A 19,280-nucleotide genomic window follows, 5' to 3' on the forward strand; every position below is an offset into this window, starting at 1 on the left:
GTGCACTTTTTGTTCTATTTTCGGGCCGTTTCTTTTGCCTTTCAGGGCAGAATCATTACATTGAGCCGCATGACCATCGGACATGACGACATTCCTTTCTTCGACGAGGAGCCGGAACACCTGGTTCCACGCCGGCCCGCGCCAGCGCCGAGCCCTGCCAGCGTAGGCGGTGGCATTGCGGCCCGCGCCATGGCGGCGCGCGACGGCGGCCGGCGACCCGACTATCTCACCGGCCTCAACCCGGAACAGACGGAAGCGGTCGAGACGCTGGACGGGCCGGTTCTCGTGCTCGCCGGCGCCGGCACCGGCAAGACGCGCGTGCTGACGACCCGCATCGCCCATATCCTCTCCACCAACCGTGCCTTCCCCAGCCAGATCCTCGCCGTCACCTTCACCAACAAGGCCGCCCGCGAGATGAAGGAGCGTGTCGCCCTGCTCGTCGGCGGTGCGGTCGAAGGCATGCCCTGGCTCGGCACGTTCCACTCGATCGGCGTCAAGCTGCTGCGCCGTCATTCCGAGCTGGTCGGTCTCTCCTCCAGCTTCACCATTCTCGACACCGACGACGTCATCCGGCTGATCAAGCAGCTGATCCAGGCTGAAGGCCTCGACGACAAGCGCTGGCCGGCCAAACAATTCGCCGGGATGATCGACACCTGGAAGAACAAGGGCCTCAGCCCCGCCGATATTCCCGAGGGCGACGCCCGCGCCTTTGCCAACGGCAAGGGCCGCGAACTCTATGCTGCCTACCAGAACCGCCTGAAGACGCTGAACGCCTGCGACTTCGGCGACCTTTTGCTGCATCCGATCAACATGTTCCGGCAGAATCCGGATGTGCTGAAGGACTATCATCAGCGCTTCCGCTACATCCTTGTCGACGAGTATCAGGACACCAACACGGCACAATATATGTGGCTGCGCCTCTTGGCGCAGCGGCCGAAGGGCGAGTTGCAGAATGTCTGCTGCGTCGGCGACGACGACCAGTCGATCTACGGCTGGCGCGGCGCGGAAGTGGACAATATCCTGCGCTTCGAAAAGGATTTTCCCGGCGCCAAGGTGATCAAGCTGGAGCGCAACTACCGCTCCACCGAACATATTCTCGGCGCCGCCGCCCACCTCATCACCCATAATGAGGGCCGCCTCGGCAAGACGCTGTTCACCGATCGCTCCGATCCCGACGACATCAAGGTGCAGGTGCACGCCTCCTGGGATTCCGAGGAGGAAGCCCGCGCCATCGGCGAGGAGATCGAGCAGCTTCAACGCAATCAGCACAAGCTGAACAATATGGCGATCCTGGTGCGCGCCTCCTTCCAGATGCGCGAATTCGAAGACCGTTTCGTCACGCTCGGCCTCAATTACCGTGTCGTGGGCGGCCCGCGCTTCTACGAGCGCCTCGAAATCCGCGACGCCATGGCCTATTTCCGCCTCGTCTGCCAACCGGCCGACGATCTCGCCTTCGAGCGCATCGTCAACACGCCGAAGCGCGGCCTTGGCGATACCACGGTGCGCGCGCTGCACGACTATGCCCGCGTCCGCGATATCCCGATGTTGGCGGCATCGGCCGATATCATCGAGACCGACGAGATGAAACCGAAGCCGCGCAAGGCTTTGTTCGACGTCGTGCAATCTTTCCGCCGCTGGCAGGGCCTGCTCGAAAACACCCCGCACACCGAACTCGCCGAGCAGATCCTCGAAGAGTCCGGCTATACCGACATGTGGAAGAACGACAAATCAGCGGAGGCCCCCGGACGGCTGGAAAACCTGAAGGAACTCATCCGCTCGATGGACAGCTTCGAATCCATGCGCGGCTTCCTCGAGCACGTCTCGCTCGTGATGGATGTCGAGCAAAACGAGAACCTCGATGCCGTGTCGATCATGACGCTGCACTCCGCCAAGGGCCTGGAATTCGAAACCGTTTTCCTGCCCGGCTGGGAGGAAGGCCTGTTCCCGCACCAGCGCTCGCTCGACGAGAGCGGCCGCGCCGGGCTGGAGGAAGAACGCCGCCTCGCCTATGTCGGCCTCACCCGCGCCAAGCGCCGCTGCCACATCTGGTTCGTCTCCAACCGCCGCATCCACGGGTTATGGCAATCGACCATCCCGTCGCGATTCCTCGATGAACTGCCGGTCACCCATGTCGAAGTCGCCGAAGTCGAGCAATCCTACGGCGGTTACGGCCGCGGCGGCTATGGCCAGTCGCGCTTCGACAAGGCCGAGCCCTTCGCCAACTCCTATTCCACCCCCGGCTGGAAACGCGCCCAGGCCAACAAGACCGACGCCACCCGCGACAACTGGGGCTCCCGCTCCGGTCACGCGGTAGAGCGCATCGGCTACGGCGAAAGCGGCCCCAAGACCCGCACCATCGACGGCGAACTCATCGCCAAATCCACCTCCACTGAGCCCTCAAAATTCTTCGTCGGCGACCGCGTATTCCACATCAAGTTCGGCAACGGCAATGTCTCCGGCGTCGAGGGGAATAAGCTGACGATCGAATTCGATCGGGCGGGGCAGAAAAGGGTGTTGGATGGGTTTGTGGAGAGGGTGTGAGGAAGTTGCGCTTCTGGTTTAGAACCAGAGGGTCGAACGGCTCAACCAAAAACGGAGAACGCGCGCTGCACTCTCTGTGTCTCTCCGCAGCTCCCACACACTCCGTTATCCTCGGGCTTGAACCGAGGATCCAGGCACAAGCATTTCGACACGGCGTCTGACTTCGCTTTGGACAGCAGGTGGGGAACGCTAGTTGCGATGCTGGAAGCATGGCATCTGGTCGAGAACGCCAATCCGGATTGGCGCGACTTATATTATGAGTTGTGGTGAAAGCATTATCAGCCTCCCACCTCCGACATTGCTGCATTGCAAAATCCACATCGCTAGTACGCTACCAATCAGGGCCTAATCGATTATATCGATCTAACGGCTTCGAATGATCGTGCCTCCCGCGATCCCTTCGGCAAGCCGTTGTCAGTCTGCCGTTCGGCGCATTCCGGGTTCCCCCCGATCGACAATCGAAAGCTGGCAAAAACAATAATCGAGGATAAAAAAATGGCTGGCATAGCAACAAGCTCTGCGTCCGCCGGCGGTCGCGCTTCCGCGCACCAGGGCCAGGGTAATTATCAATTCGCGCTTATCGCACTCACCTCACTCTTTTTCATGTGGGGCTTCATCACCTGCCTGAACGACATTCTGGTGCCGCACCTGAAAAGCGTCTTTCAGCTCAACTACACCCAGTCGATGCTGATCCAGCTCTGCTTCTTCGGCGCCTATTTCATCGTGTCGCTGCCCGCCGGCGCACTGGTGAAGCGCATCAGCTATAAATGGGGCATCGTCGTCGGCCTCGTCATCGCCGCCATCGGCTGCGCGCTGTTCATCCCGGCCGCAAGCTACCGCGTCTACGCCCTCTTCCTGGGTGCCCTCTTCGTGCTCGCCGCCGGCGTCACCATCCTGCAGGTTGCGGCCAATCCTTACGTCACCGTGCTCGGCCCGCCGGATACCGCCGCGAGCCGCCTGAACCTGACCCAGGCCTTCAATTCGCTCGGCACCACCATCGCCCCGATCTTCGGCGCCATGCTGATCCTCTCGGCCGCAACGGTCGCGGCCACCAACGCGACGCCGGAACAGCTCGATGCCATCAGGCTTGCTGAAGCCGGCGCGGTGAAGCTCCCCTATCTGATGCTTGGCGCAGCCTTCCTGCTGCTCGCCGCAATCTTCGCGGCGCTCAAACTGCCGGATGTCGAGGATGAGGAAACCATCGAGCCCATGCGCGGCGGCGGTTCGGCCTGGCAGTATCGCCACCTTGTCCTCGGTGCTGTCGGCATCTTCCTCTATGTCGGCGCTGAAGTCAGCATCGGCAGCTTCCTCGTCAACTTCCTCAGCCAGCCGGACATCGCGCATTTCTCAGAAGCCGAAGCCGCACATTACGTCTCCTATTTCTGGGGTGGCGCCATGATCGGCCGGTTCATCGGCTCGCTGGTCATGCGCCATGTCGACGACGGCAAGGCGCTGGCCTTCAATGCCATCATCGTCGCCATCCTGCTTCTGGTAACCGTGCTGACAACAGGCCATGTCGCCATGTGGTCGGTGCTGGCGATCGGCCTGTTCAACTCGATCATGTTCCCGACGATCTTCAGCTTGGCGCTGCATGGCCTCGGCAAATATACGAGCCAGGGATCCGGCATCCTTTGCCTCGCCATCGTCGGCGGTGCTGTTCTGCCGATGATCCAGGGCGGACTTGCCGACACCATCGGCATCCACCTCGCCTTCCTGATGCCGATCGTCTGCTACGTCTACATCGCCTTCTACGGCCTCAAGGGCCACAAGCCCTCGTAACTGTTCGAAAACCATTGCGCCGCGCCTGATCATCAGGTGCGGCGCAAAAGGCTTGATCCGCAGCGCAACGCTTGGCATCGTGCAGTGCAACAGAAGCGGAAGGACAGGCCTCATGAAAGCATTGCTGCTGATCGACATCCAGAACGGTTTCTGCCCCGGCGGCCATCTCCCGGTTCCAGAAGGCGATCAGGTGGTCCCTGTTGCCAACAAGCTCATCGACAGCGGCAAATACGACATGGTCCTTGCCTCGCAGGACTGGCACCCGGCCGGCCATGGCAGCTTCGCCTCCGCCCATCCCGGCAAGAAGCCCTTCGAAATGGGCATGCTCTCCGGCAAGCCGCAAATGATGTGGCCGGACCATTGCGTCCAGAATACCGAGGATGCCCGGCTTCACCCCGCTCTCCATGTCGACGGCATCGATTTCATCCAGCAGAAGGGCCAGAAGCCGGATGTCGACAGCTATTCCGCCTTCCGCGACAATGATCAGGCGGCGCTGACCGGCCTTGCCGCGCAGCTGCGCGCCGAGGGCGTGACCGAACTCGATCTCTGCGGGCTGGCGACCGACTATTGTGTGAAATTCTCGGCGCTCGACGCCGTCGAAATGCTGCCGGGCGTTACCGTTCGCTTCATCGAGGATGCAAGCCGCGGCATCGATCCAGCCGGCGTTCAAGCGGCTATCAACGAGATGCGGACGCGCGGCGTCACCATTATCAGCAGCAAAGATGCGCTTGCTTAAAATCTCTTATCCCAGGCTAAAGCTTCTCTAAAGAAAATAGCGCAAACTATTCTCGATATTAGAGAATATGGATATTCGCGTGCAGTCGATCACCATCAACGGCCGTTTTCTTGGCCAGCCTCTATCGGGCGTGCAGCGCTTTGCGCGCGAGCTGACGCTGGCGCTCGACCGCAAGATCGCCGCCGGTGCCGTACCCGCCGCACTGAAGGGCGTAAGCTGGCGGCTGGCTGTGCCGCGCGACACGCCGGTCGATATCGAATTCTCGGCCATATCGGTCGATGCCTTCGGCTCCGGTCCCGGCCATGTCTGGGAGCAGACGGCGCTGCTTGCCCGCTCGAGAGGCGGCCGGCTGATCGGCTTCGGCGGCAGCGGCCCGCTGCTGCATCGCCGGCAAGTCGTGATCATCCATGACGTGACGATCTTCCGCCATCCGCAATCCTTCAAGCGCAGCTACCGGCTTCTGCACCGCGCGCTCGGCGCGGTCCTGACCCGTACCGCGAAGATCGGCACCGTCTCGGACTTCTCCCGCCAAGAGCTGGCCTCCGTCTTCCGCGTTCCGGCCGAGGGCATCGATGTCGTCTACAATGCCGTCGATCACTTCGCCGCCATCGAGCCGGACGAAACGATCATCCAGCGCCTGGGCCTCACGAAGAACGGCTTCTTCCTGCTGGTCGGCACGATGAAGCCGAACAAGAACCTCGATTTCGCCATCCGCGCCTTCGAAGCACTTGGCGATCCCGATCAAAAGCTGGTGGTCGTCGGAGGCACCGCACCGACCGTGTTCAAATCGGACGGCCCTCAATCCAACGAGCGCATGCTCTTTCCCGGCCGGCTGAGCGATGCGGAGATCGCCGCACTCGAACGCCATGCCACCGCCTTCGTCTTCCCGAGCCTCTATGAGGGCTTCGGCATTCCGCCGCTGGAGGCCATGACGCAGGGCTGCCCGGTGCTTGCGGCCGATATCCCCGCCGTGCGCGAAGCCTCAGGTACCGCAGCGCTCTATTTCAATCCGACGAAACAGGATGGGCTGGTCGCAGCCATGCGCCGGATCGTCGACGACGAGGCGTTGCGCGCGGATCTTCGCCAAAAAGGGCACGAGAATGTCGCCCGCTTCTCCTGGGACAACAGCGCCGACAAAGTGCTTAAAATGCTCGAAGAGCTCTAAGCTACGACGCCATCCGTGGACGGAACATCGTCACGAAGTAGCTGTAGAGGCCGAGCAGGCAGAAGACACCGCCACCGATAATCCCTGCACCGACCGATATCCACAGCGAATAGTCGAAGCCAGCGGTCGCAAGGACCGGCACGGCAAGCCCGACGGCGGAAAGCACGACCGGCTGCCAGACGAAATCAAACGGCAATGCCATCAGCACCTTCCCGCCGATCATCATCGCGATCAGCGCCCCGACCATACCGCCCGCCATCAGCGCGCCGTCGCTGAAGGAATGAAGATAGCCGCCCGCCAAAGCCCCGGCATTGAGCAGCACGCAATCCACCACCGCCAACAGGAAGATTGCCGGCAACCGATGGCGCAGATGCGCCGGCGTCGGCAGCATATTCAGCGTCAAAGCCCGGCAGACAGCAAGGCCGGTGACGAATGGCGCGGCACTGAGAAAACCGTCGCGCAGACCGGATGCAATGACGAAATGACCGACCGGTTGCAGCAGCGCGAAAATCCCGGCCGCCGTCATCAGCGTGAAACCCGAAAGCAACGAATAATAGCCGCCAAGTTGTCGCCTGAACGCCGGCGTCGCGCCCTCGCGATCATAGGTCGCGACCACATCGGGATATTGAATGGCCTGCAGAGCCGCGACAATCAGCACGAAGGGCCGCTGCAGCAGATCGAGCGCCAGCAGCGCGCCTGCGGCACCGCCCGCCCCCAATACCGCCGTCAGGATCGATTTCAGCCCAAGCGGCGCCAGAAGCCCAATAACCGAGGCACCGGCCGCGACACTGCCGTAAACGAAATGTTTTCGCACCAGCCGCGGCTGGAAGCTCGCCGCCTCGCGCAGGCTGTTGCGGGTGAGAAACATCGCCAGGACGCTATAGGCGACATAGCCGCCGAGCAAACCGGCCACCGTTGAGGTGAAATTCGGCGCAATCGCCGCACCGGCCAGCGTGCCAATAGCCAGAATGGTGGCGCGCGAACCCTGCAGGCGTGAAAAAGCGTGAAACTCCTGGCGGAAGCGCAGCATGGTCAGATGCAGGTCGCTGCCCCCCTGAAGGATGACCACCAGGCTGCCAAGTACCGCGATCTCGGGCGACACCGAAAAAAAGATCGACGCACCGGCAAGAAGAATGCAGATCACCGCGCAAGCGGCAAATTCGATGCTCAACGCCGTACGCTCCGCCGCCTCGCTGCCGGGCGCCTGGCCGGGATAGAAGCGGCTGCAGGCAAAGCGGATCCACTCGAAACAGAAGATCGCCGCAAACTGGCTGATGGAGATGAACAGCGAATAGGCGGCATAATCCGCCGGCGCCAACAGATGCGCCACCGCGATCAGCAGCCCGAAGGCAGTCGCTGCCTGATAAAAATATGCCGCCAATGCCACGATCTTCGCCATAGCGGCAGCTAACAGTAAAAGATTGAGAAAAACGCTAATCTTGGAGGGATAATTCTAAAGCGTATGGCGGCCGTGATCAGTGGCAAGGCAGTTGGGTGACTGCTTTGCGTTGATACCGTTGAAAAAGCGGCTGGAGCCTCAATCATGAGGAAGCACAATACAATTTCCCGACCTGCAGAGGGCCGCTCAGAGAGCAAACAGAACCAGAATGAGCGCAATCGGGCTGGAGGTTCCAAACAGAACAAAAACAACGGCACATACGCCAGCATATATCAGCCAGAACAGGCTAAATGTTGTTCTCGCACCAAGCATGCAAACGAGGAGGTTCAGAACGAGTACGACGATCCCAAGAAATAGAGACGGACCTGCACCAACTGAACGCAGGATGAGTGGCAATACGCCTAACGAAGCTGCTATTACCAACAACGAACCTTGGCTCTTCAAGTCCATGAAACTTCCTTAAATAACCGCAAAAACTGCAGGCAGTTCAACGCCATATGATCGGACACCGTATCGGTACAAATCGGTGTAAAACGTTAAAGCTTCTTGTTACTGCCGCCTGGAACGCAAACCCCTTGAATTGCCTTTTTGCACTGCACACGTTAGAAGAGCCCGCCAAATCGAAGGGTGGGAGGCGGACAGGCGTTGGGTGGCGCGGTTCGTGGAGGAGTGTCAGCATGGAAACGATCAGCACGATAGCCGCATTGCGCGAGCGCCTTGCCGCGCATCGCAGGGCCGGCAGAAGCATCGGCCTGGTGCCGACAATGGGCTATCTGCATGCCGGTCACATGGAGCTGGTCTCCCGCGCCCGGGCGGAAAACGACATCGTCGTCGTCTCGATCTTCGTCAATCCTCTGCAATTCGGCGCCAATGAGGATCTGGCAAAATATCCGCGCGATCTCGATCGAGACAGCGCCATGCTGCGCGATGGCAAGGTCGATTTCATTTTCGCGCCCGGTGTCGCCGACATGTATCCCCGGCCGATGGAAACGGTCGTCGACGTGCCGAAGCTCGGCATGGAGCTGGAAGGCGCGGTTCGCCCGGGTCATTTCGCCGGCGTTGCCACAGTCGTCACCAAGCTTTTCAACATCGTCCAGCCCGACAGCGCCTATTTCGGCGAGAAGGACTATCAGCAGGTGGCGATCATCCGCCGTATGGTGGAGGATCTCGCCCAGTCGGTCCGTGTCGTGCCGGTGCCGACCGTCCGCGATACCGATGGCCTGGCGCTATCCTCGCGCAACGTCTACCTCTCGGCGGAACAGCGCGCCGCCGCCGTCATCGTGCCGAAAGCTCTCGCGGAAGCCGAACGGCTCTATAGCGAGGGCGCCGACGATCCCATCGCTTTCGAAGCGGCACTGCGCGAGTTCATCGCCAGCGAACCGCTGGCAACGGCCGAAGTTGCCGCCGTTCGCCATCCCGATACGCTGGAGCCGCTGACAAACCTGCAGGGTCAGCCCATCCTCGTCGCCCTCTTCGTGCGCATCGGCGCGACCCGCCTGCTCGACAACCACATCATCGGCCGCAAGCAGGCCGCCAGCGAAAAGGCGGCCTGACATGAGCGCGACAGGACTGACCAAACGCAATACCACCTCCCAGATCGAGGCGATGAAGGGCACACGCCCGATCGTCAGTCTGACGGCCTATACGACGCCGATTGCCCGGCTGCTCGACCCGCATTGCGACCTGCTTCTGGTCGGCGATTCCCTCGGCATGGTGCTTTACGGGATGGAATCGACGGTCGGCGTGACGCTGGAGATGATGATTGCGCATGGCCAGGGCGTCATGCGCGGCGTCCAAAAGGCCTGCGTCATCGTCGACATGCCCTTCGGCTCCTATCAGGAATCGAAAGAGCAAGCCTTCCGCAATGCCGTGCGGATCCTGAAAGAAACCGGTTGCGACGGTGTCAAGCTGGAGGGCGGTGAGGAGATGGCCGAGACCGTCGCATTCCTGACCGCTCGCGGCGTTCCGGTCTTCGGCCATGTCGGGCTGATGCCGCAGCAGGTGAAAACGGCGGGCGGCTATCGCGCACTCGGCCGTTCGGAAGAAGAAGCCGAGAAAATCCGGCGGGATGCGAAAGCGATCGAGCAAGCCGGCGCCTTCGCGCTTCTCGTCGAGGGCACTGTCGAAACGCTTGCTCGCGAGATCACCGCTTCGGTCGGCATCCCCACCATCGGCATCGGCGCCTCCCCCGCCTGCGACGGCCAGATCCTCGTCTCCGACGACATGCTCGGCCTCTTCAGCGATTTCAAACCTCGCTTCGTGAAGCACTTTGCCGAACTGGCGCCGACGGTTTCAAAGGCAGCGGAAGCCTATGCGGAGGAAGTCAAGGCGCGGACGTTTCCGGGACCGGAACATACGTTCCAACCGAAGAAATAGAGCCGATCAGCGCTTCTCCGCCTCCCTCTCCAGCAGATAGATCGCCTCGCCAAAATCCTCCATCTTGGTCATCAGCGCCGCATGGGCATCGCGCAATCCCTGATTGTAGAAATGCGGGCCGATTTCGGTGGTGAAAAAGTCGAGCAGGAATTCAGCCGGCAGCACGCCGAGCGTCTGATCGAGTTCGTCGGCAAAGTATTTCTGAAGGCGGACCACGATCGCGGCCTTTTCTTCCTTCGGGAAGGTGATTTTCTTCATCGATGACACCCAGGCGTTTCGTGGACATATCCCATCGGCTGTTCAACGGAATCGATTGTCCTATCAAGGAAATTGAATTGCCGATGGTCCCTGCCCAGCTTACAGCTCCTCCGTGCGCCGCGCATCCCACCGGACGCGCAAAGCCAGTTGTATTTTTGCTCCGCACATAGCCCGTTAAATCCACGCGGATTTAGCGGGCTATGTGTTGGGCTTTCCATGAAGGACAGAGCGGACCATGAGTCGCGCGGATTTTTTTGAGGGCCTGAAGGGCGGCACTCCGGTCGCCATCGCGGCGGCACCATTCGGCGCGTTGTTCGGCGCCCTGGCGCACGACCAGGGCATGTCGCTCGGCGAACTCACCCTGATGAGCGGCACCGTCTATGCCGGCGCCAGCCAGATGGTGGGCATCGATCTCTTCGGCCACAACGTTCAGGCTTGGTTGATCGTGCTGTCGATTCTGGCGGTCAATTTCCGCCATGTGCTCTATTCGGCCGCGATCGCCCGCTATATCCGGCATTTCTCGCCGGTCCAAAAATTCTTCACCTTCTTTCTGCTGGTCGATCCACAATTTGCCGAAACGGTCAAGCGCCATGAGAGCGGCAAACCTGTCACCTTCGCATGGTATCTGGGTTTCGCCGCCGTCATTTATGTCGTCTGGGTGGCGCTGAGCCTCATCGGCGGCTTGCTCGGCAGCATGATCGGAGACCCCAAGGCGATCGGCCTCGATATCCTGTTGCCGGTCTATTTCCTCGGCATCGTCATCGGCTTCCGCAAGCGTGACAATTTCCTGCCCGTGGTGATCGCCAGCGCCGGTGTCTCGGCCATCGCCTATCGCTATGTCGGCTCGCCCTGGCATGTCAGCATCGGCGCGCTCGCGGGTGTCGCCCTCGCCGCCATGCTGCCGCCGGTGAAGGCGAACCGCAAACCCGACCTCGTCAACGAACATCACGAGGTCTGACCATGTTCGATTTCGACTTGCATATGGTCCTGCTGATCCTCACGGCCGCCGTCGTCACCTTCCTGACGCGCATCGGCGGCTACATCCTGATCGTTAAGATGACCCGCATTCCGCCGCGCGTGGAAGCCGCGCTGAACGCCGTGCCCGCCGCCGTGCTGACAACCCTCGTCGCCCCCGCCTTCTTCAACGGTGGCTGGGACACGAAGGTGGCGATGTTCGCCGCGCTATTGGTCGGCCTGCGGTTTTCATCGACCTTCATGTTGATCGCGGGATGGGTCGTCGTGATGGCGTGGCGGCATTTTGCTGGAATCTGATACCTTCTCCCCGGCAGGGAGAAGGTAAGTTGCTTCAATGGCTTAATTCCAGCGTCGCATTCTCAAGCCAGGCCCTGATATCCGGATCGTGGATCAGCGGCATCAGCGCTTCACGAGTCCGGGCGTGATAGTCGTTCAGCCAATGCAATTCGTCATGGGTCAGCAGCTCCGGAAGGATAACGCTGCGGTCGATCGGGCAGAAAGTCAGCGTTTCGAAGCCGAGCATCGGGATATCGCCGCCTTCGATCTCCTCGGGATCACGAATATAAATCAGATTTTCGATGCGGATGCCGAAGTGACCGGGGCGATAATAGCCGGGCTCGTTCGACAGGATCATGCCCGGGAGCAGTTCCTGCGTCGATAGCCGCGAGATGCGCTGTGGCCCCTCATGCACCGAGAGATAGGAGCCGACGCCATGGCCGGTGCCATGGGCGAAGTCGACGCCGGATTTCCACAGCGCGATACGCGCCAACGGATCGAGATCGCAGCCACGCGTACCCTTGGGGAAACGGGCCGTGCTGATGGCGATCATGCCCTTCAGTACCAGCGTGAACAGCCGTTTCTGCTCCTCGGGAACAGTGCCGATGCCGACTGTGCGGGTGATATCGGTGGTACCGTTGATATATTGCGCCCCGGAATCGATCAGGAACAGCTCGCCAGCCTCGATCAACCGGTCTGTCTCCGTCGTCACGCGATAATGCATGATGGCCGCATGCTCCCCGGCACCGGAGATGGTGTCGAAGGAAATATCCTTGAGCGGGTTCTGCATGCTCTGGCCGACGCGGGCGCGGCTTGCTTCCAGCCGTTCGGCAGCGGCGATCTCCGTCACCGTGCCCGGTTTGCTGGTCTCCAGCCAATAGAGGAATTCGACCATGGCGGCCCCATCCTGCAGATGGGCGGCGGCTGAACCGTTGATTTCGGCGGCATTCTTGCGGGCGCGCGGCAGCTTGGCCGGATCCGTGCCCTCCACCACCTCGCCACCTTCGCGGCGGATGATATCGGTCAGCGCATAGGAGGCCAGATCGGGATCGACCAGGATACGCCCGCCATTCGCGGAGGCAGCAGCCAGCCGCTTGACGAGTTCGGAAGGCGGAAGCTGCTTGCAGATCTGCGTGAGGTAAGCCTCCGCCTCGATCTTGGTCTTGCGCTTGTCGAGGAAAATTTCCGCCTCGCCCTCGGCATAGATGATGGCGCGCGCCAGCGGATGCGGCGTATGCGGCACGTCGTTGCCGCGAATATTGAAGATCCAGGCGACCGAGGACGGATCGGTGATCAGCACCGCCTTGAGGTTCTTCGCCTTCAGATCGGCCGCAATGGTCGCCAGCTTGTCCCGCGCCAAAATACCGGCCTGCCCGATATCCTGAATGATGACGCCGCCAAGCGGTTCGGCCGGGCGGTCGCTCCAGAGCTTGTCGAGCGGGTTATGCGGCAGAAACACCAGCTTGCCGTCGATTTCCGTCAGAGCCTTTTCCAACCGCCGGACTTCAGCGCCGGTATGCAGCCACGGATCGATGCCGAGCTTGAACCCTTTTTTTGCATGACGAGGCAGCCAGACATGCGGCGGCTCGTCGACGAGATCGCCGCCGGTGAACACCGATCGGTCCACCTGCTCGGCCAGCTGCGTCACATAGCGACCGTCGACGAAAACAACGGCCTGCGACTGTGTCACGAGCGCAACACCTGCCGATCCGGTAAATCCCGTCAGCCAGGCCAGGCGCTCCGAACATTTGGGCACATATTCACCCTGATATTCGTCGGCACGGGGCACAAGGAAGCCGTCAATGCCAAGATCGCTGAAGGCGGCGCGCAGGCCGGTGACGCGCTCGCGACCGAATTGCGGGGTGGACGTGACGTCGAAAGACTGGAACATGGCTTAATCCGAAAATGACCCGAGAATCCGCGAAACTGAGCGGCAACAGCATGTTAGAGCATGATCACGGCAAGTGCGACACGATTTTCATTGGAGAGCACGCACGAATAAGCAGGCGGGAATTTCCAGCCGAGGTGCTTGTCGCCACTGCGAGTCGCCCGTTAACGATTTCGCCCATTTCGTGAGCAACCGAGATCGATTGTGACATCATAGCGGCAGGCAATATGCATTAATTGCATAGCTCCCATGAAGCATACCCCCTGCCACACAAGAGGGCGAGTCGCTATATGGAGCGCATCAAACGGGGTTCACGAAGAGCCCGCTCGAAAAGGACAATGAAAATGCCTATCTCTCGCTCCGCATATGTTAGCCCGGCACTGGCTGGCGAGCGGCGCACCGTACGCCACTCCATCGGCGCGCTTCGTCAGCTCGAAGTCGAAACGTCGAAGGTCATCGCCGCAAGCCGTGGCGGTCGCTACTAATCATTACAAGAGCTAGCGTTCCTATTGGATCGGACCGGGACTCCTCCTCCCACCCGGATCGAACCAGAACGGTAGAGCCCGCTTGAGCACTCCTCCACACGCTCGCGGGCAAGATCGGTCAAATGCCGATCTGCAAGGCGGTGCTTCGGCACCGCCTTTTGCGTTTTAAGCACCTTGAAAAGCCACTCCCAAATGAAGATGGACCGGCTCAGGGCCGGTCGAGATGGATGGTGACCCAGCCGTTGCGCCAGATGGTGCGGACATGGCGCATCTTCGCGCCATTATAGGCCGCTAGCACCTTCCAGCGCTGTGTGGCGAGGATGCCCGAGAGAATGACCGAGCCGCCGGGTGCCAGATGAGCGACCAGCTGCGGCGCCATTTTGATCAGCGGCCGGGCCAGAATGTTGGCGATGATCAGATCGAAAGGCCCATGGCGGGAAAAGGCCGTGGAGTGAAAGCCAGGTGCTGTTTCCAGCGTGATGCCGGAGGCGATGCCGTTGCGGCGGACATTCTCGCGGGCAACACGGACGGCGATCGGATCGATATCGGTGGCGAGAACCGGGATATTGCGCAGCTTGCGCACACCGATCGCCAGCACACCGCTGCCGGTGCCCAAATCAAGCGCATTGCGCACCCGCCGGCTGGCAAGCACCGTTTCGATCGTCTCCAGGCAACCCGCCGTCGTGCCGTGATGGCCTGTGCCAAACGCCTGGCCGGCATCGATCTCGATGGCGATATCGCTCGAGCCAATCTTGTCGCGGTCATGGGAACCATGCACCAGAAAGCGCCCGGCGCGGACCGGCTTCAAGCCCTCCAGAGACTTGGCGATCCAATCGACATCGGGAATGACTTCCTTTTTGATGACAAGCTCGGGAAAGGTCGGCTTCAGCAAAGCCGCAAAACGCGCGCGCACATCGTCTTCGTCATCCGCATAGAGATAGATCGACGCTTCCCAGATGTCGCTCTTCTCATCGATCTCGCTGGTCGCAATCGGCAATTCTTCATCTTCGAACACCGGCGTCATCAGATCGAGAACCAGTTCGGACTTTTTCTCGGTCGTCGTCACGTAAAGGCGGATTTCACTCAACTCTTCGCTCTCTCTTGCTCTTATTCAGCCCAGTCGATCCACGGTGGCTTCGGCGTATCATAGCCGGCAACGCCATGAAGCAGCCTGCGTCGGAACGGCCCAAAACCCAGAAGCTGCGGCGCGAGCAGATTGCGCATCGCGATCGCAAGCCCATTTTCCATGGTGATCAGGCGGGTCAAACCATAGGTCTGCTTCAGCACCTGCTTCACGGCCGGAATTCTGAGCGCCGAATACTCCTCTTCGCGCCCTTCCGCAATGAGCCAGGCGAGCCAACAGGCATCCTCTATGCCGAGATTCATGCCGCGAGCGCCCGCCGGGGAGTGAATATGGGCCGCATCACCCGCCAAGAACACATTGTCCTTGGCCATCGGCTCGACATGGCGGAAATGAATGCGGAACTGCGAGACCCAGATCTTCTCGGCAACCACATCCGGATGAACGATGCGGCTTTCGAAATCCTCCTGCGTCGAGATATAGCGCAGGACATCGGAAGACACCGGCAGACGCCCGATCATGCCGGGATCGCAAAGCGTGATCTCAACGAAATGCGTGTCCACCGGTCTGGCATAGCGAAAATCGGCGATATAGAAATAAGCCTCCAACGCCTCGCCGGGGAAACCGGCGCCGAGCGCCTTGCGCACCGCAGAATGCGCCCCGTCGGCACCGATCAGTATATCGGGACGAACAGTTTCCATGCTGCCATCGGCGCGTCGCAGCGTCACTTCCGGCTTCCGAGTATCGGCGATCATCTCCGCCACGACCGCGGTCTGCCACTCTGGCGCGATACCATAGGCGGCAAGCGCCTCGATCAGCAAGCGTTCGGTCGCCCCTTGCGCCAGACAATGAATGGCGCCAAAGCGGCCCGGCACCTCCCCTGTACCGACATCGGCAAGGGTCTTTTCCCCCGACCGGATACGGAAATGTGCGACCGGTTGAGCAGCGGTGAGAATATGCTCGGCCACACCGGATGGCGAAAGCAACGTCAATGTGCGGGCATTGATACCGAGAGCCCGGCTCTCTTCCAAGGGCGTCGCCCCCTGGCCATCATCGATAATGCGAGGCGCAAAGCCGCGGCGGGCCAATTCGAGCGCTGCGGTCAGGCCAGCCGGACCCGCACCCGCAATCAGGATGGACTTGGATTTCCTCTCTCCCCCGGCCCTATCCTCCATGGGCGCCCTATCCCTTCTTGATCAGGTTCTCCAGCTTCTTGACCGCAATATCCGGATCCTCCTGATAGGCGATCGTACCGGCGAAGCGGCCGGAGGCGTCAAGCAGGAAGACCGAGGCGGTGTGATCCATGGTATAATCGCCGTTCGGATCCTTCTCGTCGAGCGGAACTTTCTTGGCGTAGACCCGGAAGCCCTTGACCATGTCCATCACCTTGGCGGGATCGCCGGAAATCCCGGTGATGCGGTTCGAGACGTTGGACACATACTGGTTCATGATCGCCGGCGTATCACGCTCCGGATCAACAGTGACGAAATAGGCATTGAGCTTGGTACCGTCAGGATCGACCTTCTGCATCCAGCCGTTCATCTCGAACAGGGTGGTGGGGCAGACGTCAGGGCAATGCGTATAGCCGAAGAACAGCGCCGTTGGCTTGCCGCGAAAGGCCTGCTCGCTGACCGGCTGGCCATTCTGCGCCGTAAGGGTAAACGGCACCCCATAGGGGCCTTCGGCTGCCGCCTCCGGTGTCTTGCTGCCCCCGAAGGTCAACCATCCCAGCACTCCGGCCATGATCAACACGGCCACCCAGACAACAATCCGCACTGTTTTCATCGCTGCTTCTTCCCCACCACGCCCGGCTAACACTCGGCATGCGAGACGGCGGGCGATCATTGCCCGGGTGTAACGGGTCGCACCGGGAGACGCAATTCAAGAAGATGTTTTCGCAAGTACCGGAATTCGTCCTCGCGTTAAAGCAATCCTAACCAGTCCGCGCCAACATCAAATCCAATAGGCGAAGTCAGATTCGCCGGCCGCAGGGCCTGCGGCAGATCCATCTTTATTCAGAAGGGCATGACGCCCGCCGAAGCAGCCGAGCGCCTTCGAGCGCCAAAGCCTTCGGATGCTGTAGCAGCATTGAACCGCTCCAGCCGATCCCCCTTGCAATCGCCATTGCCGCGTGCCGCCGGCGCCAAACGGGAAGTCCTTGACCATGACGAATGCCATCAAACAATCGGGCGCCTATCTGGAGATCGTCTCCTTCCATCTTGGCGGCCAGGAATTCTGCATCGACATCATGGCCATCCGCGAAATCCGCGGCTGGGCGCCGGTGACACCGATGCCGCATACGCCGCCCTATGTGCTTGGCCTCATCAACCTGCGCGGCGCGGTGATCCCGGTCATCGACATGGCCTGCCGTCTCGGCATGAAAATGACCGAGCCGTCCGAACGCTCCGCCATTATCGTCACCGACATCGCCGGCAAGCTCGTCGGCCTGCTGGTCGAGCAGGTGTCCGACATGATGACCATCAAGAGCGAAGACCTGCAGCCGCCACCGGAAATCATTCCGGAAGCACAGCGGGCTTTCTGCCGCGGCATCGTGGCAAGGGAAAAGACAATGGTCTGCTTCCTCAACCTCGACACCGTCATCGCCGAGCAATTGGCGCAGGCAGCCTGATCCGGGAAAATAGCTCCAACCAAAATCGCCCTGAAGCGGCTGCTTCAGGGCGATCGTGTTATTAAGCCGACGCCAACAGGGGTGTAGCCGGCGCGGGCGGATCATGCAGGCCGTGAACGGATGGAAGTGGCACTCCCACGTTCGCCCATAAAATTGCACCAAAATGACGCAATGCGGAAGCATTTAAGTGAGTTTGGCAACTAAAAGGCTAAACTTTTTTTGGTACAATCCACTTCATGGTTGTTCAACCAGCTGCCAAGCAATCTCAGTTGGGCTTGCCGTTCTTCCAGGTCACGGTCTGACCGAACAACGGGATAGTGGAAATCGCCATCTTCGCCGAGCCGTTGGTCAACTCGCGCGAATGAATAAGATAGACCAGCGTATCGTTCTTCTTGTCGTAGATCCGCGTGACCACCAGCTTCTTCCAGATCAGCGACAGCCCGGCGCGAAACACTTCCTCTCCGCCTTGCGATAGGTTGATATCGCCGATCGAGATCGGGCCGGTCTGCTGGCAGGCGATCGAATTGTTGGAGGGATCTTCGAACCAATTGCCCTTTCTCAGCCGGTCGATGACGCTGCGGTCGAAATAGGTGACGTGACAGGTGACGCCGGACACGCCCGGATCGGGCACGGCATCGACCAGAATATCATTGCCGGTCCAATCCACTCCGACCTTGCCGACGACCTCGGCGGATGCGGAAACAGGTGCCAGCGCCAGGAACGAGGCGGCAAGAGCAGCAGGCAACTTCAAAGACGTCATCAATCATCCTCCGACATGCGCCACCGGGAGTTCAGGCGGCATTGCTAAAGTAAGATAGCGCTCGGGGGATGCAAGAGAGCAAGATGATCGCCCCCACTCTTCTTAGTTTCCGCTCGGCCCCCCAAGACTGGAAACAACCTCGCGCGGTATGGCAAGTCTGTTGACTTCGAAGCAAAAGCACCGGAAGCTGGCGGCATGATCGCAAACGGCGCCACCATGATGCATCTTATCACCACCTCACCCCTTGCAGGGCGAGTGGAAGCAGCGTTGCGTTAAGCTGACTGCGATCCCCTTCAACCCTGCCGAGGCGAGCAGGGTTTGAAGTCCTTGCTCTCCTCTTGAACCTCAAGGAGAGCCAAATGAATTCAGGACAGCAAGAACCGGACCAGCGACAACCACGAAAAGCCGTTGGAGTGGAGATCCGAGCCGCAGCTCCATCCGACGCTGAGGGCATCGCCCTTATTGCCAATCTGCCCGGCTTTCGTGCCGGCACACTCCGCCTGCCCTTTCAGAGCATCGAGGAAACCCGGCAATGGCTTGAAAAGCCGACACCTGGCGCGATCAGCCTTGTCGCTTTGCTCGCGGGACAAATCGTCGGCAATGCCGGCTTGCGCCGCAACGCCGGCCGACAGATCCACGTCGGACACATTGGAATGGGTGTCCACGACGATTTTACTGACCGCGGCATCGGTTCGGCGCTGTTTGCGGCCCTCGTCGACGCCGCCGACAACTGGCTGGCGATCAAGCGCCTGGAACTGACCGTCTTTGTCGACAACGGGCCTGCTATCGGGCTCTATGAGAAATTCGGCTTCGAGACCGAGGGAAGACTCAAAGCCTTTGCGTTTCGCAACGGCAAGTATGTGGATGCCTTCACGATGGCGCGGATCAAAATGTGAGCGGGGATCGGCGGCGATCCATGGATCTGCCGCCGG

19 protein-coding genes are annotated in these 19,280 nt (G+C 60.5%); 11 read left to right on the top strand and 8 right to left on the bottom strand.

Annotated features, from left to right (window positions below; translation table 11 throughout):
* Window positions 1-69 precede the first annotated feature (69 nt).
* The 4 genes from AC1RO0_RS03430 to AC1RO0_RS03445 all read left to right on the top strand — a co-directional run bounded on the left by AC1RO0_RS03430 (window position 70) and on the right by AC1RO0_RS03445 (window position 6,221).
* On the top strand, window positions 70-2,541 hold the full coding sequence (locus tag AC1RO0_RS03430; RefSeq protein ID WP_498591543.1) for an ATP-dependent helicase: 2,472 nt from the start codon (window positions 70-72) through the stop codon (window positions 2,539-2,541).
* 495 nt (window positions 2,542-3,036) lie between these two features.
* Complete coding sequence (fucP, locus tag AC1RO0_RS03435; protein ID WP_498591544.1) at window positions 3,037-4,320, top strand: L-fucose:H+ symporter permease; 1,284 nt, start codon at window positions 3,037-3,039, stop codon at window positions 4,318-4,320.
* 112 nt (window positions 4,321-4,432) lie between these two features.
* Window positions 4,433-5,056, top strand: a complete 624-nt coding sequence (pncA, locus tag AC1RO0_RS03440) for a bifunctional nicotinamidase/pyrazinamidase (RefSeq protein ID WP_498591545.1) — start codon at window positions 4,433-4,435, stop codon at window positions 5,054-5,056.
* Between the two features lie 79 nt (window positions 5,057-5,135).
* Window positions 5,136-6,221, top strand: coding sequence for a glycosyltransferase family 4 protein (locus tag AC1RO0_RS03445; protein ID WP_498591546.1), 1,086 nt, complete (start codon window positions 5,136-5,138; stop codon window positions 6,219-6,221).
* A gap of 1 nt (window position 6,222) precedes the next feature.
* On the opposite strand, the gene AC1RO0_RS03450 is transcribed toward AC1RO0_RS03445, so the two are convergent.
* Both AC1RO0_RS03450 and AC1RO0_RS03455 read right to left on the bottom strand, forming a co-directional pair.
* Complete coding sequence (locus AC1RO0_RS03450) at window positions 6,223-7,608, bottom strand: hypothetical protein (RefSeq protein ID WP_498591547.1); 1,386 nt, start codon at window positions 7,606-7,608, stop codon at window positions 6,223-6,225.
* 198 nt (window positions 7,609-7,806) lie between these two features.
* Window positions 7,807-8,070 carry a hypothetical protein gene (locus AC1RO0_RS03455; protein ID WP_498591548.1) on the bottom strand — a complete coding sequence of 88 codons (264 nt, stop codon included), beginning with the start codon at window positions 8,068-8,070 and terminating at the stop codon, window positions 7,807-7,809.
* Window positions 8,071-8,297: 227 nt separating this feature from the next.
* Between AC1RO0_RS03455 and panC the strand changes: the two genes are divergently transcribed.
* On the top strand, window positions 8,298-9,173 hold the full coding sequence (gene panC, locus AC1RO0_RS03460; RefSeq protein ID WP_498591549.1) for a pantoate--beta-alanine ligase: 876 nt from the start codon (window positions 8,298-8,300) through the stop codon (window positions 9,171-9,173).
* 1 nt (window position 9,174) lies between these two features.
* Window positions 9,175-9,996: a 3-methyl-2-oxobutanoate hydroxymethyltransferase gene (panB, locus tag AC1RO0_RS03465; RefSeq protein WP_498591550.1), complete on the top strand. Its 822-nt coding sequence runs from the start codon at window positions 9,175-9,177 to the stop codon at window positions 9,994-9,996.
* Between the two features lie 6 nt (window positions 9,997-10,002).
* On the opposite strand, the gene AC1RO0_RS03470 is transcribed toward panB, so the two are convergent.
* Window positions 10,003-10,254 carry a DUF2164 domain-containing protein gene (locus AC1RO0_RS03470; protein ID WP_498591551.1) on the bottom strand — a complete coding sequence of 84 codons (252 nt, stop codon included), beginning with the start codon at window positions 10,252-10,254 and terminating at the stop codon, window positions 10,003-10,005.
* A gap of 235 nt (window positions 10,255-10,489) precedes the next feature.
* On the opposite strand from AC1RO0_RS03470, the gene AC1RO0_RS03475 reads away from it, so the two are divergent.
* Entirely contained in the window at window positions 10,490-11,212 is a 723-nt protein-coding gene (locus AC1RO0_RS03475; RefSeq protein ID WP_498591552.1) for an AzlC family ABC transporter permease, read from the top strand.
* Window positions 11,213-11,214: 2 nt separating this feature from the next.
* The gene (locus AC1RO0_RS03480) at window positions 11,215-11,526 is read left to right on the top strand and encodes an AzlD family protein (RefSeq protein WP_498591553.1); all 312 of its coding nucleotides are present in this window, start codon (window positions 11,215-11,217) and stop codon (window positions 11,524-11,526) included.
* A gap of 34 nt (window positions 11,527-11,560) precedes the next feature.
* Here the strand turns inward: AC1RO0_RS03480 and AC1RO0_RS03485 are convergent, their stop codons facing one another.
* Window positions 11,561-13,396 carry an aminopeptidase P family protein gene (locus AC1RO0_RS03485; RefSeq protein ID WP_498591554.1) on the bottom strand — a complete coding sequence of 612 codons (1,836 nt, stop codon included), beginning with the start codon at window positions 13,394-13,396 and terminating at the stop codon, window positions 11,561-11,563.
* 341 nt (window positions 13,397-13,737) lie between these two features.
* Here AC1RO0_RS03485 and AC1RO0_RS03490 point away from each other — a divergent pair, with 341 nt between their 5' ends.
* Window positions 13,738-13,878, top strand: coding sequence for a hypothetical protein (locus AC1RO0_RS03490; RefSeq protein WP_368509868.1), 141 nt, complete (start codon window positions 13,738-13,740; stop codon window positions 13,876-13,878).
* A 208-nt stretch (window positions 13,879-14,086) separates the two neighbouring features.
* Here AC1RO0_RS03490 and AC1RO0_RS03495 read toward each other — a convergent pair whose 3' ends face one another.
* From AC1RO0_RS03495 to AC1RO0_RS03505, 3 genes are read right to left on the bottom strand one after another with little or no spacing between them, the layout of a single operon-like run.
* Complete coding sequence (locus AC1RO0_RS03495) at window positions 14,087-14,965, bottom strand: 50S ribosomal protein L11 methyltransferase (RefSeq protein ID WP_498591555.1); 879 nt, start codon at window positions 14,963-14,965, stop codon at window positions 14,087-14,089.
* Between the two features lie 20 nt (window positions 14,966-14,985).
* Complete coding sequence (locus tag AC1RO0_RS03500; protein WP_498591556.1) at window positions 14,986-16,134, bottom strand: FAD-dependent oxidoreductase; 1,149 nt, start codon at window positions 16,132-16,134, stop codon at window positions 14,986-14,988.
* A 7-nt stretch (window positions 16,135-16,141) separates the two neighbouring features.
* Entirely contained in the window at window positions 16,142-16,744 is a 603-nt protein-coding gene (locus AC1RO0_RS03505; protein WP_498591557.1) for an SCO family protein, read from the bottom strand.
* A 379-nt stretch (window positions 16,745-17,123) separates the two neighbouring features.
* On the opposite strand from AC1RO0_RS03505, the gene AC1RO0_RS03510 reads away from it, so the two are divergent.
* Window positions 17,124-17,588 (top strand): chemotaxis protein CheW, encoded by a 465-nt coding sequence (locus tag AC1RO0_RS03510; protein WP_007697141.1) that lies wholly within the window; start codon window positions 17,124-17,126, stop codon window positions 17,586-17,588.
* A 265-nt stretch (window positions 17,589-17,853) separates the two neighbouring features.
* On the opposite strand, the gene AC1RO0_RS03515 is transcribed toward AC1RO0_RS03510, so the two are convergent.
* The gene (locus AC1RO0_RS03515; RefSeq protein WP_498591558.1) at window positions 17,854-18,348 is read right to left on the bottom strand and encodes a CreA family protein; all 495 of its coding nucleotides are present in this window, start codon (window positions 18,346-18,348) and stop codon (window positions 17,854-17,856) included.
* A 359-nt stretch (window positions 18,349-18,707) separates the two neighbouring features.
* Here AC1RO0_RS03515 and AC1RO0_RS03520 point away from each other — a divergent pair, with 359 nt between their 5' ends.
* Window positions 18,708-19,244: a GNAT family N-acetyltransferase gene (locus AC1RO0_RS03520; RefSeq protein WP_498592373.1), complete on the top strand. Its 537-nt coding sequence runs from the start codon at window positions 18,708-18,710 to the stop codon at window positions 19,242-19,244.
* Window positions 19,245-19,280: the final 36 nt, after the last annotated feature.

It is taken from the genome of Rhizobium sp. GW821-FHT14E12, from assembly GCF_058803745.1.